The organism is Pseudomonas sp. JL23 (assembly GCF_056933585.1).
In genome coordinates this window covers 6,813,139-6,828,984 of record NZ_CM167795.1, presented here as the reverse complement: position 1 = coordinate 6,828,984, position 15,846 = coordinate 6,813,139, and the positions used below count along the sequence as shown (strand labels likewise).

General features: G+C 60.5%; 14 protein-coding genes. 4 read left to right on the top strand and 10 right to left on the bottom strand.

Annotated elements, in window-relative coordinates; translation table 11 throughout:
• Positions 1-155: 155 nt before the first annotated feature.
• Positions 156-1,790: an OpgD/OpgG family glucan biosynthesis protein gene (locus AC1Z24_RS31225; RefSeq protein ID WP_483744040.1), complete on the bottom strand. Its 1,635-nt coding sequence runs from the start codon at positions 1,788-1,790 to the stop codon at positions 156-158.
• 199 nt (positions 1,791-1,989) lie between these two features.
• Complete coding sequence (locus AC1Z24_RS31220) at positions 1,990-2,610, bottom strand: LysE family translocator (protein WP_483744039.1); 621 nt, start codon at positions 2,608-2,610, stop codon at positions 1,990-1,992.
• Between the two features lie 144 nt (positions 2,611-2,754).
• On the opposite strand from AC1Z24_RS31220, the gene AC1Z24_RS31215 reads away from it, so the two are divergent.
• The gene (locus AC1Z24_RS31215) at positions 2,755-3,237 is read left to right on the top strand and encodes an Lrp/AsnC family transcriptional regulator (protein WP_483744038.1); all 483 of its coding nucleotides are present in this window, start codon (positions 2,755-2,757) and stop codon (positions 3,235-3,237) included.
• Positions 3,238-3,376: 139 nt separating this feature from the next.
• Here the strand turns inward: AC1Z24_RS31215 and lpdA are convergent, their stop codons facing one another.
• From lpdA to AC1Z24_RS31175, 8 genes are all read right to left on the bottom strand, one after another.
• Positions 3,377-4,777 (bottom strand): dihydrolipoyl dehydrogenase, encoded by a 1,401-nt coding sequence (gene lpdA, locus AC1Z24_RS31210; protein ID WP_483744037.1) that lies wholly within the window; start codon positions 4,775-4,777, stop codon positions 3,377-3,379.
• A 200-nt stretch (positions 4,778-4,977) separates the two neighbouring features.
• The gene (locus tag AC1Z24_RS31205; RefSeq protein ID WP_483744036.1) at positions 4,978-5,910 is read right to left on the bottom strand and encodes a phosphatidate cytidylyltransferase; all 933 of its coding nucleotides are present in this window, start codon (positions 5,908-5,910) and stop codon (positions 4,978-4,980) included.
• Positions 5,910-6,530, bottom strand: coding sequence for a lysophospholipid acyltransferase family protein (locus tag AC1Z24_RS31200; protein ID WP_483744035.1), 621 nt, complete (start codon positions 6,528-6,530; stop codon positions 5,910-5,912). The genes AC1Z24_RS31205 and AC1Z24_RS31200 overlap by 1 nt, the downstream gene beginning before the upstream one ends.
• A gap of 9 nt (positions 6,531-6,539) precedes the next feature.
• Positions 6,540-6,995: a hypothetical protein gene (locus AC1Z24_RS31195; protein ID WP_483744034.1), complete on the bottom strand. Its 456-nt coding sequence runs from the start codon at positions 6,993-6,995 to the stop codon at positions 6,540-6,542.
• Positions 6,985-8,376 carry a phosphatase PAP2/dual specificity phosphatase family protein gene (locus AC1Z24_RS31190; protein WP_483744033.1) on the bottom strand — a complete coding sequence of 464 codons (1,392 nt, stop codon included), beginning with the start codon at positions 8,374-8,376 and terminating at the stop codon, positions 6,985-6,987. Before AC1Z24_RS31190 ends, AC1Z24_RS31195 begins: the two co-directional genes overlap by 11 nt.
• Complete coding sequence (locus AC1Z24_RS31185) at positions 8,334-10,091, bottom strand: bifunctional alpha/beta hydrolase/class I SAM-dependent methyltransferase (RefSeq protein ID WP_483744032.1); 1,758 nt, start codon at positions 10,089-10,091, stop codon at positions 8,334-8,336. Before AC1Z24_RS31185 ends, AC1Z24_RS31190 begins: the two co-directional genes overlap by 43 nt.
• Before the next feature lie 38 nt (positions 10,092-10,129).
• Positions 10,130-10,759: a CDP-alcohol phosphatidyltransferase family protein gene (locus AC1Z24_RS31180; RefSeq protein ID WP_259100981.1), complete on the bottom strand. Its 630-nt coding sequence runs from the start codon at positions 10,757-10,759 to the stop codon at positions 10,130-10,132.
• 202 nt (positions 10,760-10,961) lie between these two features.
• Entirely contained in the window at positions 10,962-11,282 is a 321-nt protein-coding gene (locus AC1Z24_RS31175; RefSeq protein ID WP_483744031.1) for a hypothetical protein, read from the bottom strand.
• Between the two features lie 467 nt (positions 11,283-11,749).
• On the opposite strand from AC1Z24_RS31175, the gene hflK (AC1Z24_RS31170) reads away from it, so the two are divergent.
• Genes hflK (AC1Z24_RS31170) through hflK (AC1Z24_RS31160) form a run of 3 tightly spaced genes read left to right on the top strand, consistent with a single transcriptional unit; the run spans position 11,750 to position 15,827 of the window.
• Positions 11,750-13,702 (top strand): protease modulator HflK, encoded by a 1,953-nt coding sequence (hflK, locus tag AC1Z24_RS31170; protein WP_483744030.1) that lies wholly within the window; start codon positions 11,750-11,752, stop codon positions 13,700-13,702.
• 11 nt (positions 13,703-13,713) lie between these two features.
• Positions 13,714-14,757, top strand: coding sequence for a protease modulator HflC (gene hflC / locus AC1Z24_RS31165; RefSeq protein ID WP_483744029.1), 1,044 nt, complete (start codon positions 13,714-13,716; stop codon positions 14,755-14,757).
• The gene (gene hflK / locus AC1Z24_RS31160) at positions 14,754-15,827 is read left to right on the top strand and encodes a protease modulator HflK (protein WP_483744028.1); all 1,074 of its coding nucleotides are present in this window, start codon (positions 14,754-14,756) and stop codon (positions 15,825-15,827) included. Before hflC ends, hflK (AC1Z24_RS31160) begins: the two co-directional genes overlap by 4 nt.
• Positions 15,828-15,846: the final 19 nt, after the last annotated feature.

Below are 15,846 nucleotides of genomic sequence, written 5' to 3'. Positions count from 1 at the left end.
ATATCAGTGATATTTTGGCCTTATAAAATAAGTGGATATTTAGTCTGTTGATTTTTATATAAATTAAAAAATGACGCTATGTTCATCCTTGGGACCGGCGTCAGCCGGGAATGCGTTTTCCCGGCTAAAGCCGGTCCCACATTTATGGCGCGGTGTCAGTTATAGGTATACCGACGCTTGTCCGGCGCTGGCGGGAAGTATTGGTACAGCCAGGTTTCGCTCAACGTGCGGTCCTGAGTGCGGATGAACATGCGCATTTCCACCGGATCTACCGCATCGCTGGTCGGATACCAGTCGAAGGTAACGCGGAAGCCCTTGATATTCGGCAGTGCCAAGACGTTGAAGTCTTTGACTTCGCCGCCCGAGACGGTCACTACCGGATCGATGGACGTACCTTCAGGCAAACGATCCAGACCGCCGCCGCTGAAGTCCACGGCAAAGCGCCGGGCCCATACATCAGGATAATGCTCACCTGGCGCCCAGCCTTCGATAAAGCCGCCCATGCCCGAACGTGTCGCGTTGACCTGGGCCAGCGGTGTACTCACGGGCGGCAGCGGGCTCCAGTACAGTTTGTAGCCATAGTTGAGGCTGTCGCCGGCCTTTATCGCCTTCTTGGGGTTCCAGAACACCACGATGTTATCCAGCGTTTCGCCGGTGGTCGGAAGCTCCATCAGATCCACCGAGCCTTCGCCCCACGGGGTCGTCGGCTCGACCCACAGGCTCGGGCGACGGTGATACCAGTCGACGGTGTCCTGATAGGTCTCGAACTTATGATCGGTCTGCACCAGGCCAAAACCTTTCGGGTCCTTGTCGGTGAAGGTATTGAACTGTAGACGTAACGGGTTGTTCAGCGGGCGGCAGATCCACTCGCCATTGCCGCGCCACATGGCCAGGCGGTCCGAGTCGTGGATTTCCGGGTGGATGGTGTCGCACATACGCCGTTCATGGGTGCCGCAGCTGAACATGCTGGTCATGGTAGCGATGCCCATCTGCTCGATATCGGCGCGGGCATTGATATGGGCGTCGATATCCATCACCACCTGGTTGGCCTGGCAATCGATGTCAAAACGATAGGCGCCGGTCGCGCTCGGCGAGTCGAGCAGGGCGTAGACCACGAAGCGGGTCGCGTCTTTGGTCGGCGTTTCGAACCAGAATTTGGTGAAGTCGGGAAACTCCTCCTTGCCCTTGGAGGAATAGGTGTCGATGGCCAGGCCGCGGGCTGACAGGCCGTATTGCTTGTTGCTATCGATGGCGCGGAAATAACTGGCGCCAAGGAACGACAGAATGTCGTTGATGGCGATTTCCGGCGCCTGGAACAGCTTGAAACCGGCAAAGCCCAGATCGCCCGCGCCCTTGAGCTGGGTCTTGTCGATGCCGCTGTTGTCATAGTTGAACAGGTCGGTACGGAAGTGCACCTCACGGGCCTGGCGGCTCGCCGGATCGACGCTGTACATACGCACCGGCGTCTTGAAACCGGCGCCGACGTGGAAGAAATGCACATCCAACTGACCCTGCACGTCATGCCACAGCGAATGCCCGGCGTCGTACTTGATGGCGTTGAACTGCTGCGGCGTCATATTCGCCAAGACGGGAGGCAAGGCCTGTTTGGTACTGACGTAGGCGTTACTGGCCAGTTGCTTGGCCTGGGCTTGCAGGCCCTCGAAGTCAAAGTGCTCGATTTCACCGTCGGCGGCGGCCGCCAGGGCACGGGCGGCAAATAGCCCGCTGGCAGGCAAACTGCTGTAGGCCGCCAATGCCATGGATGCTTTGAGGAGATTCCTGCGATTCATAAACGTGAAGCCTCTGAATAATGCTTGTGCTTCCTGCACACAGAACGCGCCAACGACTCCTTGCCGAACGCAAGTTACCCACAACAGATAACAAACTCTGCATACGGTTCGAAAAAAAGGCAAAAAACTCGCAAACGGAGGTTTTTTATGAGGTCTCAGAGACTTGCAAGGCATATGCCGCACACGCCGGTTTACCGGCTTATGCCTGCTGAATAAATGCCAGACGTACAGCGAAACCGATCAACAAGCCGCCAAACAGCCATTGCTGGATCCGCCGTGCCGAAGGGCTGCGTTCAAGCCAGCGGCCCAGGCTATCGCCGAGCAGGGCATAGGCGCAGTCAAACAGCAGCGCGAGCAGCACCAGAATCACGCCCAAAGTGGCGAATTGCACGCTAACGGCAGCGCCGTTCGGATCGATGAATTGCGGTAGCAGCACCGAACAGAACAACAGCGCCTTGGGGTTGAGCAGATTGGTCAGCACGCCGCGACCGATCGCCCCGAGCCATGAAGGTGGCACGCTGCCTTGTGGCGCACCACTGAGGGAGCCAAGGGCGCCAGGCTTGAGCATTTTCACGCCGAGCCAGAGCAGATAGGCCGCCCCGGCGAAACGCACCAGGTCAAAGGTCCAGGGTGCCGCCTTGAACAGGGTGGCCAGGCCCAGTGCCGCCAGGGTGACATGAGCCGCTCGGGCCAGTGCCAGGCCCAGTGCAGTGGCCAGTGCCAGCGCTCGACCCTGGCGGGCGCCGGTCTGCAACAGAAGGATCATGTCCGGCCCCGGCATCAAGATGATCATAATCAGGGCTGTCAGGTAGAGCGCCATATTTTCCATCGTCGAAGGTCTCGGTAAGGGAGCGATGAAGTAAAATTCTACGGCCCAAGGGCGGGGCAGGTGCTTGCGTCTTTAACCCTATATAGATCTAGAATTGGCACAATCTGCCAATCCAATAAGTCATAAGGCGCTGATATGCCAACACCGAAACTGGATGCCTACGACCGCAAAATCCTTGCTGCCCTGCAACGGGATGGACGCCTGACCAATGTGCAACTGGCCGATGAGATCGGTCTGTCTGCCTCACCCTGCCTGCGCCGGGTGCGTAATCTGGAAGACGCCGGGGTGATTCGCGGCTATCAGGCCACGCTGGACAGTGAAGCGGTGGGATTGGGTTTGACGGTCTTCGTCGGGGTCAAGGTCGAGCGCCATCACGAAGGTGAGGCCGAACGCTTTCGCCTGGCCGTACTGGCGTTACCGGAGGTGATTTCCGCTTATCTGGTGTCGGGGGAGGTCGATTTCCTGCTCCACGTCGTGGTGCCGGATTTGCGCGGTTATGAGCGCTTTCTCAATGGCAGCCTGTTGAAGGTGCCGGGGGTACGGGATATCCGCAGCAACTTCGCGATCCAGGCGATAAAGGCGCCTGGACCGCTGCCGTTGGGGCATTTGCCGGGCTAACAGCAATTAGAGCGCTGTGGATAACTTTTTGTGGGAGCGGATTCATCCGCGAATGGGCCAGTACACTCGCTGAATCTTCATCGACTGAAATACCGTCTTCGCGGATAAATCCGCTCCCACCACATCGAGTTTGGACACCTTACGCCTGAGTGGTATGCCCATTCGCGCCCATGGCCGCCTGACGCAGGGCCTCGGAGCGGGTCGGGTGAGGATGGCAGATCAGCGCGATATCCTCGGAGGATGCGGCAAACTCCATGGCCACGCACGCTTCACCGATCAATTCGCCCGCACTCGGCCCGACCAGGTGCACGCCCAGCACCTCATCGGTACGCTCATCGGCCAGAACCTTGGCGAAGCCTTCGGTCTCGTGGTTGATCTTGGCCCGGCTGTTGGCGCTGAACGGGAACTTGCCGACCTTGTACGCTCGCCCTTCGGCCTTGAGCTGCTCTTCGGTCTTGCCGACGCTGGCCAGTTCCGGACGGGTGTAGATCACGCCGGGGATCAGGTTGTAATTCAGCTCGCCCGCCTTGCCGACAATGCGCTCCAGGCAGACATGGGCTTCGTCCTCGGCCTTGTGCGCCAACATGGGGCCGGACGTGACATCACCGATCACCCAGACATTCGGCGCCTCGGTGCGATGGCCCTTGTTCTCCAGCATGCCGCGCTTGTCGACCTGCAGGCCCACGGTCTCCAGGCCCAGGCCCTTGGTATAGGGACGACGGCCGATGGACACCAGTACGTAATCGGCTTCGATCAGTTCCGCTTCGCCGCCGGCAGCCGGTTCTACGCGCAGGGTCACGCTGCTTTCCGAGCGGACCGCTGAGGTCACCTTCGAGCTGAGCTTGAAGCTCATGCCCTGACGGGTAAGGGAGCGCTGCAGGGTCTTGCCTGCCTCCAGATCGCTGCCATGGGCCACATGGTCGAGAAATTCGACCACCGTGACCTTGGCGCCGAGACGCCGCCACACCGAGCCCAGTTCAAGGCCGATGACCCCAGCACCGATCACCACCAGATGCTTGGGCACTTCCGGCAGGGACAGGGCGCCGGTGGAGTCGATGATGCGCTCATGGTCGAGCTCGACCCCAGGCAGCGGGGTCGGCTCGGAACCGGTGGCAATGATGATGTCCTTGGCCAGCAGTTCGGTCTCGACACCCGCAGCATCGGTGACGATGACCTTGCCCGGCCCGGCGATACGACCCCAGCCCTTGATCCAGTCGGCCTTGTACTTGCGGAACAGAAACTCGATGCCCTTGGTCAGGGACGCCACGCTTTCGCCTTTCTGTTTCATCATCTGCGCCAGGTTCAGGGTCGGCTTGACCTCGATACCCAGATTGGCGAATTCCTCGCCCACTGCGGCTTCGTAGAGTTCGGAGGCGTGCAGCAGGGCTTTGGACGGCATGCAGCCGACATTCAGACAGGTGCCGCCCAAGGTCTCGCGACCTTCGACACAGGCCACCGACAGGCCCAACTGGCCAGCGCGAATGGCAGCGTTATAGCCGCCGGGGCCACCGCCAATGATGACAACGTCATAACTGCTCATGGTCTTACTCCTGGGGAAGTTCGTCGCAAGAAATTAAATTATGATCGTAATATAGGTCGCAGAGCGATCAGCTTCAAGGTTTAGAAGCAGCTATGAGCTACGAGCCTCTAGCTGCGAGCTACGAGCTACAAGCAAAAGCACCACGGTCTGCTTTTGCTTTTGCTCGTAGCTAGAGGCTCGAAGCTCACAGCTGCGCCAACTCAAGTCCACCAATAGCGCACAAGGTGAAAGAAGATCGGCGCCGCGAAGCACACCGAATCCAGGCGATCGAGCATGCCGCCGTGGCCTTCGATCATATGCCCCCAATCCTTGACCCCGCGGTCGCGCTTGATCGCCGACATAACGATGCCGCCGGCAAAACCGAGCAGGTTTATCAACAGGGCGATCAGGGTCGATTGCCAGATATTGAACGGGGTTATCCACCACAGCGCACCGCCGATCATTGAAGCCAGGGCGATGCCGCCGACAAAGCCTTCAACAGTCTTGGAGGGCGACAGGTTCGGCGCGATCTTGCGTTTGCCGAACAGCTTGCCGCACACGTATTGCAACACGTCGGAGAGCTGCACGACGATGACCAGATAGGCGATCAACAGCAGGTTGCGCCCTTCGTAGCCGGGGATTTCCAGGGTCAGCAGCGCCGGCACATAGGACACGCAGAACACTGCGATCATCAGCCCCCACTGTACCTTCGAGGCTCGCTCCAGAAAGTGCGTGCTGTCACCGCCCAGTGACGCGAGGATCGGCAGCAGCAGGAACACGTAGACCGGAATGAAGATCGAGAACAGCCCATACCAGTTGGTGGCAATGAGGATGTATTGCAGCGGCAGCGCCAGGTAGAACGCTGCTACAAGGGCCGGATAATCGCTGCGCCGGGTTGGCGTCAGGGTCAGGAACTCGCGCAGGGCGTAGAACGATACGGCGTAGAACAGCAGGATCACTGCGCTGTAGCCAAGCCAGAAGGCGATGCCGATCACCACCACCATGACCCACCAGGCGTTGATCCGGGCATTGAGGTTATCGATCACCGAGTTCGGCTCACTGCCCGCGCGGCGCTTGAGAATGAAGCCAATCAACGAGGCCAGCAGCAAAATGGCGCCGATGCCCATGAACAACATCTGTGTCTGCCTATCCATCAATGCTGCTCCGGTGCCAGGGCCAGCAGCGCGTCACGGCTGCGGGTGAGGAATTGCTCTTTGCTTTCGTCTTCTTCAAGGCGCAGCGGCGCGCCGAAGCTGGTTGTGCATAACAATGGCAGCGGCAGGACCCGGCCTTTAGGCATGACGCGGTTGAGGTTGGCTATCCACACCGGCACCAGTTCGGCTTGTGGATAACTCTTCGCCAAGTGATACAGGCCGCTCTTGAACGGCAGCAGGCCGTCTTCCAGATTGCGAGTGCCTTCAGGGAAAATAATCAGCGAATCCCCCCATTGCAGGGCGTCGAGCATTGGTTGCAGCGGATTGCTCTCCGGTGTCTTGCGCTCGCGGTCGATCAGCACGCCGTTGAATACGCCACTGATGATGTAGCGCCGCAGCTGCGTTTTCTGCCAGTAATCGCCTGCGGCGACGGGACGGGTCAGCTTACGCAGCTGTGGCGGCAATGAAGCCCAGAGCAGGACGAAATCACCGTGGCTGCTGTGGTTGGCGAAATAAATGCGTTGATTGGGCTCGGGTGTACAGCCCAGCCACAGGCTGCGTGCGCCGGTCACACTGCGCGCTCCGGCGGTGATGATCGTGGCGACCAAGGGTTCGAACATGGCGTTTCCTTAATGGACGAAAGGCAACCAAGGGAAAATCAGAATCGCCCCGAGCATCAATACCAGCTCCAGGGCGAGGAACAAGACTTGCTGGCGCAACAGTTTCAGGGCGCCCTGGCTGCGAGCAGCCCAGGACCGGGCCTGTTTATCCACAGGCAGCAAACCCAGTGTGGTCAATGCATGATCCAGATCGGCGGTTCGGTCATTCAATTGATTGGCATCGTCAGCGAGGTTCTGAAACAGGTCGGCATCGAAAGCGACGCGAAACGCGTAGTACTTTTCGATCAAGCCAATCAGAACGATCGCCGCCACTAATATCAGCAACAGAGGGCTGACAGTGTTTATCCACAGCTGACTGAGGCCCAGTGCCAAGCCCAGCAGCATTACGCCTGTGGACAGATTATCCAAAGCCCGCCCGCGCCGCAGCAGGCTGGCAACGACATGCAACTGCATTTCAAGAGACATGCTGTTGCTCCGCCCGCGCTGTGGATAAATACGCGAGCATCGCCGTCAACGCCTGATACTGTGCCTCGTGCAGGACTACCTGCGGCCGGGCGTTACGTACCATGTCGATGGCGTTATCCACAGTGCGCGCTCTATGGGTGTACAAAAGCCATGCGGCAAGCGCAGTGGCGCTGCGTGAATAACCCAGCGCACAGCACACCAGCAAGGGGCCTTTGACGCGCAGACGCTCGATGGCCTGGGCGGCCAGCAGGCATTGAGCGGCATCCGGAGGGGTCAGATCGAGCACGGGAATGCATTGGTAACCGCGTTTGCCGGGTGGCACGATGGACAGCTCGGCGCACATATCCACAACAGCGGCGAATGGGCGCAATTGCTCACGCTCGGGAAGTCGGCCGAGCCAGATGTTATCCACAATCTGTTGGGCGTCGGGCTGGTTTCTTGTCCACAGGCGGGAGTTTATCCATGCCGCAGCCAGATAAGGCGCCAGCAGCCATCTGGCGGCCGGGCTCAACCGCCCGTTACTGCGCTTTTGAAAGCCCTCGGCGCCAAACAGCCCATAGTTCAGGCAGATCAACAGGCAAGACACTGCGGGCCAGGCCAGCCATATCCATGTGCCGCGCAGGGTAAATACCGGCGCCGCCAACAGCGCGGCGCCCACGGCATAAGCCAAGGCCAGACGCAGGCGACGTGGTTGCCCTGTCAGGCGGGCGTTACGCAGCGGGCTGCTGCCGTTGTCCGGCCAAATCCAGACACACAACCAACCGGCCAGCGCCCCTGTGGGTAAGTCGACGAAGTGATGCTGATAAGTGGTCAGCACGGAAATGCCGATCAACCCGAACCAGCCATGCAGCAGCCAGCGCCACGCCGGGTGAGCCCCGCGCAGGTAGCGTTCGTAACAGACCCAGAGGATCACCAGCAGGGCGATATGCAGTGATGGCGCCTGATTGAACGGCTTGTCGAACCCGGCCAGCACCGCAAACATCCAGCCGAACACGCCGTCCAGCGGCGGCCGTGCAAAGGTGAACGTCAGGGGCCAGAGCAGGAAGCAACTGACAGCGATCACTTGGGCGCTGAGCAGGCGCAACGCGTGGGTATCGAGTTGACGGCGTGTCAGGCACGCCAGCAGCGAAAAACCGTAGAGCAGGTCAATGGACCAATAGGGCACGATGGTCCACGCCCAGAACGGCATGTACTGTTCCCAGTCGAAGACCAGCGTGCCGACGTCCGTGCGCCGTGCAGTCAGCCAGGTGGCGAAGCCGTAGCTGGCAAAGAACAACGGTGCCAGTAGCACCAGCCACAGCACGGCACGTTTCCATAGCCCCGGCTCGCGTAGCGGTATCACTTGATGCGCTGCGCCAGGGATACGGTGAAAATCCCCCATTCGTCCACCCGCTGAGTGATCTTGCGGAAACCGGCCGCCTCGACCAATTGATCCATTTCCGCCTGGGTGCGCCGACGCATCACCCAGGCCTGGCCGGCGCGGTGGCTGGTCAGGGCGCGGGCGATCAGTTCCAGCTGCGGATGCCAGGGCTGTCCGGTGTAGACCAGATAGCCACCCGGTTCCACCGCTGCAGCAAGCCCGGCCAAGGAGTCACCGACCATCTGGTTGCTGGCAAACAGCTCGTATAGGCCTGAGACCACTGCCAGGGTCGGCTTGGGCTCCAGCGCGGCGAGGTCGGCACGGTCGAAGGCATCGCCTTTGACGAAGCGTGCGATCGGGTCCAGATCCTTCTGTTCGATCAAGGCGTTGCCGTCACGCACGTTGATATCGCTGTAGTCGCGCAACAGGATCGATTCGGGCAGCGGGTCGACACCCTGCAGGGATTCGAGAATGTACCGACCGTGACCGGCGGCGATATCGACGATATGCACAGGCTTGCCCTGATTGCGCAGATGCGCCATGGCCAGGCGCAGCAGTTCTTCGAGATTCACCTTGCGCTGGCGAATACCGCGCCAGCCGATGGACTTCAAGTAATTGCCATCGATCATGCGTCCCAGGGCGCCAGTGCCGGTGGGCTTGTTGCGGTAGACGTAGTCCAGGGTGCTGCCGGAATCGAAACCGGTATCGAAGCCCAATTTCACCCCTGTGGATAACTTGCTGCCCAGGCGCATGCTGGCCCGGGTCATGCGCCAGTACAGATCGCGCAACGAGTTGTGCGGCAGCGGCGCGGCGAGTTCTTCGGCCTCGGCACAGGTGGCGCCCAGGCGATCGGCGTCCAGCAGCGATGGGCGCGGTACTGGTTGTTCGAGGTTTTGCAGAATAAAGCGCCGGGCCCGGCTGACTGCCAGGTGCCGGTCACGTTCGCCCAGGGTGTCGTGGAAGAAGCCAGGCAGGACGTGTTTCTCCTTGCGCAGGCTGCCCAGGCGCTCGAAAAAGCGATCCTGAGGGCCGCGATGCACGACGAAATCGGCGCCGGAGATCAGCAATTGCGTAGGCACCTGAATCGCATTGGCATCGGCTACAACGCGGTCGGCCGCTTCGTACAGGCCGAGCAGCACGTTGACAGAAATGGCCTTGGTGATCAGCGGATCGTTGTCATAAGAGGCAACACGCTCCGGGTCATGGCTGAGGAAGCGCGCCTTGACGTAGCTGTTGACGAAGAAATTGCCTTTAAAGCGTCGCATCAGAGCCAGGCCGGTACGGGCGAAGGGCACATACAGCTTGACCTGGAAGGCGGGCGAGGCCAGTACCAGCGAACGGATCTTCGGTGCGTAATCATGTACCCAGGTGGCGACGATCACAGCGCCGACGCTCTGGGCGACCACGCTGATGTCCTGCTCGGCGATGGCAAAGGTGGCGCCCAGGTGATCAACAAAGGTCTGCACGTCACGGGCGCTGGTGGCGAAGCTCGGGCTGTCGCCACGGGCTCCCGGCGACTGGCCGTGACCACGGGCGTCCCAGGCGAAGAAATCGAAACCCGGCAAGTCCAGTTCATCGACGAGGTGGGCTATGCGCCCAGAATGTTCGTGGCCACGGTGGAATAGCAGTACCGCCTGACGCGGCGCGTCGATGTCAGGAGCGGTGGCAGGCCAGTGGCGATAAAACAGCTCAACCCCATCATGGGTACTGAAGCGCAGCTCATGCATTTCACGCATTTCGATTTCCTTATGCCGATCGGTATGTTGCGGGCTGCTTATTCCCCAGGCGCATCGGCCTGGCTGGAGACTTCCTCCAGGCCACGACGGATACGGTTGATCAGGGTATAGACCAGCAGGGCGGCGATCACAGCGAGAACACTATTTATCCACAGGGCCGAAAGCCAGCCAATGGCCACGCCTGCGCCGAGTACGCCGAAGCAGAATGCACGGTCACTCTTGCCCATTGGGCCGTCATAACGCCGGGAAGCACCGACCATGGGGCCGAGGACGCCTGCGTACTCACTGAAAATCGCCAGCAAAGTGACCAGCACAACCAGCACAAGGTTCACTTCCGGCAGCAGTGCGAAGGGCAAAAACAGTGCGCTGTCGGCAATGACATCGGTCAATTCGTTGAGATAAGCGCCCAGTCGCGATTTTTGGCCGAACTCCCTGGCCAGCATGCCGTCGATGGCGTTGAGTGCCATGCGCACGATCATCCAGAGCGGAATCAGAGCGAAGACCCAGGCATGGGCGGCGAAAACGGCAGCCAGACCACCCACCACCAGAGAAATCGCGCACGCGCCAAGGGTCACTTGATTGGCGGTAATTCCACGGTCGAACAAACGTTGAACTAGAGGGCGCAGCAAGTTCTGGAAACGGGGCTTGAGCTGGTAGATCGAAATCAACGGGCAATCGTCCTTGTCGAGAAGTGAATCCAGAGCCCTGTGGATAACAATACGATGCGCTGATGAGCAGGCGCGCCAGGCTCGTCGTCTAGTGAAACACAACGCAACCTTTGGCACGCCACATTGTTTGTGCGGCAGGTCTCATGACCGGCATATTCCTGCGCGATTCCATGATCGGGCGGGGCTGGCCCGAGGCGGCAGTTTAGAGGGGGATGGGTGTTGCAGGTTGGGCCGGATCGCCAAGCAGTGTGGCGGATGGCATATCGGCAGGGGTGCGATAATTGATATGGGCACCGCGTACGGTGACCCATTGCTGGTCGGCTTCAATATGAAGTGTTCTACCGCTTTTAAAGGTCAGCCGATGTATATGTTTCTGCTGCTCGTGGATGATTTCGTGCCGGACCAGATCGAGCAAGTTATCCAGACCCAGAGTCGAGTTGGGAATATTGATGGTCAGGCAGTTTTGCGCTTGATCACACAGGCTTGTATGCCGCACAGGCGGATGAAGTTTGAACTTGTGCATGTGGACTCCTTACATGTGGAGCAGCCCCTTGCAGGCCCTCCGGCGTTCCGATTCGCCTGTTTCAGCGTCGACCATTAGCGTGGAAACGTCTGCAAATATAGTCACCGGACATGTCTACAGCAAGCTGTGCAGGTGTTGGATTATGTTGCCAAGTTAAGCCTCTAAAGCGTTTTAATTCGTTCGAAAAGTGGCTATTTCCTTTCTGCTCGTAGGACTTATATATAAACGCTGTAAGTTGAAAGCTTTGGTTATTGAATGGTCGAGGAAAGTGGAATAGGGAAAGATAATTTATTTTGTCCAGGCAAGTGCGAGGCGGTCACAACCTTTCCGCTGGCTGAACGGTTTGTGAAATTCGGCAGAGCGACAGAAATTTCACGTTTTTTGTTATATCGTAACGCTTTCTCGGCTGGCAACCGGGCAAGCAATTTCGCGACGGGAGCTGGCCTCCAACAGGTTCTGGGGTATCGATGCAGGTTGATCTGGATGTTGAGCACGCAGGGCTGGATAGCCTGCCACGGTTTCAAGGGGCTGCATTTCAGGCTCGGCGCTTACTGCAACTGACTTATCTGACGGCCGGGCTGGGCATTTTCGGACTGGTCCTGTCGCTGTTCGTTGATCTCTTTTCTCCCAATTCTCTATGGACAGCGGTGCTGACTACCCAGGCAGCCGCTTTCCTGCTGTTGGCGGCGGCGTTGCAGTCGGCGCAGGGCATTGCCTTGTGGCGTGGTCGGGCGCTGGGCTCCATTGTCAGCGTCGTGGCTGTCGAAGCGGATCCCGGCGTCGTCGAAGATCACGGCTGGTACGAACGCCTGCTTTCACGCATCAGTGGCGGTGCCGGATCGATGCTGACCCAGGTGGGGGCATCGACACTCTGGCTGGCGGGCTGGTCTGTGCTGGCGCTGATCAGTCTGGATATGACCTGGAATCTGGCGCTGGCAGGCAGCGCGCTGTCCCAACTGGGCAATCTGGCGGCGGGCGTCATGCTGCTGCTGGCTTTCGGCCTGTTGGTGCTGGAGCGCCAGTTCGCTCACGAGCAGCAGACGCAATGGCCGGAGGCCGGGCAGATGGCGCAATTGACCCGCGTTGCCATCGCGGTCCTGCTGATCGGTGCCATGTGCCTGTTCCTGTCCAGTCCCGACCGCGTATGGCCAGCCCGTCTGGCCGTGTTGATGGGGCTGCTGCCGGGGTTGGTAGCCATTGAGCTGCTGCTGCGTGCGCTGTTGTCGCTGTTCAGCCCGCGTAATGAGCGCCTCGAGCCTCGTCTGACCGCCAGCAGTTTTGTCGCCGGTCTGCTGCGCTGGCCGCCACAACCCCTGCTGGCACTGCAGAGCGAATTGCATAACCGCTTTGGTATTGATCTGCGGCAAATCTGGGCCTTTACCTACATGCGGCGGGCCTTTTTGCCCGTGCTGTTGGTGATTGTCGCGCTCGGTTGGATCTTGAGCGGCGTGCAGGAAATTCCAATGCAGGGGCGTGGCATCTACGAGCGCTTCGGCAAGCCGGTCGAGGTGGTCGGTCCCGGCCTGCATGCCGGATTGCCTTGGCCGTTCGGGCGGATTATCGCCGTGGAGAATGGTGTGGTGCATGAACTGGCCACCAGTGTTTCCGATGCCACGGCTGTCGAGCTGGTGCAAGAGCCGGCCGAAGGCCCGTCGCCGCAAAGCGCCAACCGTCTGTGGGATGCCAGCCACATCAACGAGAAATCCCAGGTCATCGCCAGCAGTACCGGCGACAAGCAGGGCTTCCAGATCGTCAATATGGATGTGCGCTTTGTCTATCGCATCGGCCTGAACGATCAGGCGGCGCTGGCGGCTACCTATAACAGCGCCGATGTGCCGACGCTGATTCGCAGTACCGCCAGCCGCGTGCTGGTCCATGACTTCGCGACGCGGACTCTGGACGAACTGTTGGGCGAGCAGCGTGCGTCGCTGTCCCAGGACATTGGTGAGGCGGTGCAGGCTGACCTGAAGAAACTGGACAGCGGCGTGGAAATTCTCGCCACGGTGGTCGAATCGATCCACCCACCCGCTGGCGCCGCTAATGCTTACCACGGCGTGCAGGCTGCGCAGATCAGTGCCCAGGCGCTGATTTCCCGCGAGCATGGTGCGGCCAGCGACAAGGCCAACCTGGCCCAGCTCAATGCCAGCGTCGCCCACGATCAGGCTGCCGCTTCGGCACGGGAAGTCATGTCCGCCGCCCAGGCCGCAGACCTGCGCTTCAGCGCCGAGCGCCAGGGCTACGCCAAGGCCGGGCAGGCCTTTCTGCTGGAGCAATACCTGGCCCAACTGACCCAGGGTCTGGCCCACGCCAAGCTGCTGGTCCTCGATCATCGTCTGGGCGGCGGCAGCGCGCCGACCATCGACCTGCGAACTTTCACCTTACCGGCAGACCCGTTGACGCCGCGTAAAGCCGATCAGTAAGGAGTCACCCCTTGAGTCTGTTCCATAACCACGATCATCACGATCACGCCGGTCACGACCACAGCGGGCATGGCCATTCCCATGGTCATCACCATCACGGTGACAGCTCTACACCAGCGCCTTTCCCTTGGCGTCGTTCGGCCCTGGCTGCGCTGCTGATCGCTTTTGCGGTGGCGGCGGCGAGCCTGGTTCAGGTGCGCTCCGGTGAAGCCACGGTCATCACCCGCTTTGGCAATCCTTCCCGGGTACTGCTCGATCCGGGCCTGAGCTGGCGCTGGCCGGCGCCGTTCGAGGCGACAATCCCGGTAGACCTGCGCCTGCGCACGACTTCAAGCGGGCTGCAGGATGTCGGCACGCGCGATGGCCTGCGCATCATCGTTCAGGCTTACGTGGCCTGGCAGGTTCAGGGCGACCCGGACAACGTGCAACGCTTCATGCGTGCGGTGCAGAACCAGCCGGACGAAGCCGCGCGGCAGATCCGTACCTTCGTCGGTTCCGCGCTGGAGACCACTGCCGCCAGTTTCGACCTGTCGAGCCTGGTCAATACCGACGCCAGCCAGGTGCGTATCGGCGATTTCGAAAACCAGCTGCGCCAGCAGATCGATCAGCAATTGCTGACTACCTACGGCGTGCGCGTCCTGCAGGTGGGAGTCGAGCGTCTGACATTGCCATCGGTCACCCTCAACGCCACGGTTGACCGCATGCGTGCTGAGCGCGAGACCATCGCCACCGAGCGCACTGCCGTGGGCAAGCGTGAGGCGGCGCAGATCCGCTCTGCTGCCGAGCGTGATGCGCGGATCGTCGAAGCCGACGCCACGGTCAAGGCTGCCGATATCGAAGCGCAGTCCCGGGTCGAGGCGGCACAGATCTACGGTAGGGCCTATAACGGCTCGCCGGCGCTGTACAACATGCTGCGTTCCCTGGACACCCTGGGTACGGTGGTCACGCCGGGCACCAAGCTGATCCTGCGCACCGACGCTGCGCCGTTCCGCGTATTGGTCGACGGTCCGCCGGACAGCAAATCCCTGGACGGCAAGGCTGGAACCCAGCCATGAGTGAACATCTCGAGCCCGAAGCGGGCCATGAGCGCCCAGGCGGTAACAGTGCCTGGCTGCAAGCCAGCCGCCTGGCCTTCCTCGGCCTGTATGCGGTGACCTTGCTGGCGGCTCTGGCCTGGGCGGCGTCCAATGTGCGCCAGATCGATCCGCAGAATCGCGCGGTGGTGTTGCGTCTCGGTGCGCTGGAACGTATTCAGAACGCCGGTCTGCTCACCGCCTGGCCGCAGCCCTTTGAACAAGTGGTGCTGCTGCCCTCGGCAGATCGGGTGATCGAGCGGCATGTGGAAACTCTGCTGCGCTCCCCGGCGGCGGTGCAGGCCGACCGTACTGCCAGTTTCGCCACGCCCATGAGCGATGCCTTGGCCGGTTCAGGTTTTCTGCTGACCGGTGATGCCGGTGTCGTACAGTTGGATGTGACGGTGTACTACAAGGTGACCGACCCGTACGCCTATGTCCTGCAAACCGATCATGTGCTGCCGGCCCTGGATCGACTGGTTAATCGCAGCGCCGTGGCCCTGACCGCAGCCCGTGACCTGGACACCATTCTGGTAGCGCGACCGGAGATGGTCAGTGCCGACAGCAAGGCCGCCGAGCGCCGTGAGCGTCTGCGTGGCGACTTGGTGCAGGGTATCAATCAGCGTCTGGCCGATCTGACTGCTTCGGGCGTTGGCATTGGTATCGAGGTCGCCCGGGTCGATGTGCAATCGAGCCTGCCTGCCGCTGCGGTCAGTGCCTTCAACGCGGTTCTCACTGCGACCCAACAAGCCGAGCAGGCCGTTGCCAACGCCCGTACCGACGCCGAGCGTCTCACCCAGAGCGCCACGCAACAGGCCGATCGCACCTTGCAAGTGGCTCATGCCCAGGCGTCCGAGCGACTGGCCAAGGCGCAGACCGATACTGCGACGGTTGCCAGTCTCGCCGAGTCGATCCGCGACAAGAGCGATCCGGGCCTGTTGCTGCGTCTATACCGCGAGCGTGTGCCGAAGATCCTCGGCCAGGCCGGTTCGGTCACCACCGTCGATCCCCATGACGATTCCCGCCTGATCATCCAGGGAGCTGAACAATGAGTGGCGAAGCCGTTCACAA

Coding starts and splice junctions, on each gene's coding strand:
- hflK (WP_483744028.1), top strand. CDS start 14,754: ATGAGTGAACATCTCGAGCCCGAAGCGGGCCATGAGCGCCCAGGCGGT.
- AC1Z24_RS31225 (WP_483744040.1), bottom strand. CDS start 1,790: ATGAATCGCAGGAATCTCCTCAAAGCATCCATGGCATTGGCGGCCTAC.
- hflK (WP_483744030.1), top strand. CDS start 11,750: ATGCAGGTTGATCTGGATGTTGAGCACGCAGGGCTGGATAGCCTGCCA.
- AC1Z24_RS31190 (WP_483744033.1), bottom strand. CDS start 8,376: ATGGGGGATTTTCACCGTATCCCTGGCGCAGCGCATCAAGTGATACCG.
- AC1Z24_RS31220 (WP_483744039.1), bottom strand. CDS start 2,610: ATGGCGCTCTACCTGACAGCCCTGATTATGATCATCTTGATGCCGGGG.
- AC1Z24_RS31205 (WP_483744036.1), bottom strand. CDS start 5,910: ATGGATAGGCAGACACAGATGTTGTTCATGGGCATCGGCGCCATTTTG.
- AC1Z24_RS31215 (WP_483744038.1), top strand. CDS start 2,755: ATGCCAACACCGAAACTGGATGCCTACGACCGCAAAATCCTTGCTGCC.
- lpdA (WP_483744037.1), bottom strand. CDS start 4,777: ATGAGCAGTTATGACGTTGTCATCATTGGCGGTGGCCCCGGCGGCTAT.
- AC1Z24_RS31185 (WP_483744032.1), bottom strand. CDS start 10,091: ATGCGTGAAATGCATGAGCTGCGCTTCAGTACCCATGATGGGGTTGAG.
- AC1Z24_RS31175 (WP_483744031.1), bottom strand. CDS start 11,282: ATGCACAAGTTCAAACTTCATCCGCCTGTGCGGCATACAAGCCTGTGT.
- AC1Z24_RS31195 (WP_483744034.1), bottom strand. CDS start 6,995: ATGTCTCTTGAAATGCAGTTGCATGTCGTTGCCAGCCTGCTGCGGCGC.
- AC1Z24_RS31200 (WP_483744035.1), bottom strand. CDS start 6,530: ATGTTCGAACCCTTGGTCGCCACGATCATCACCGCCGGAGCGCGCAGT.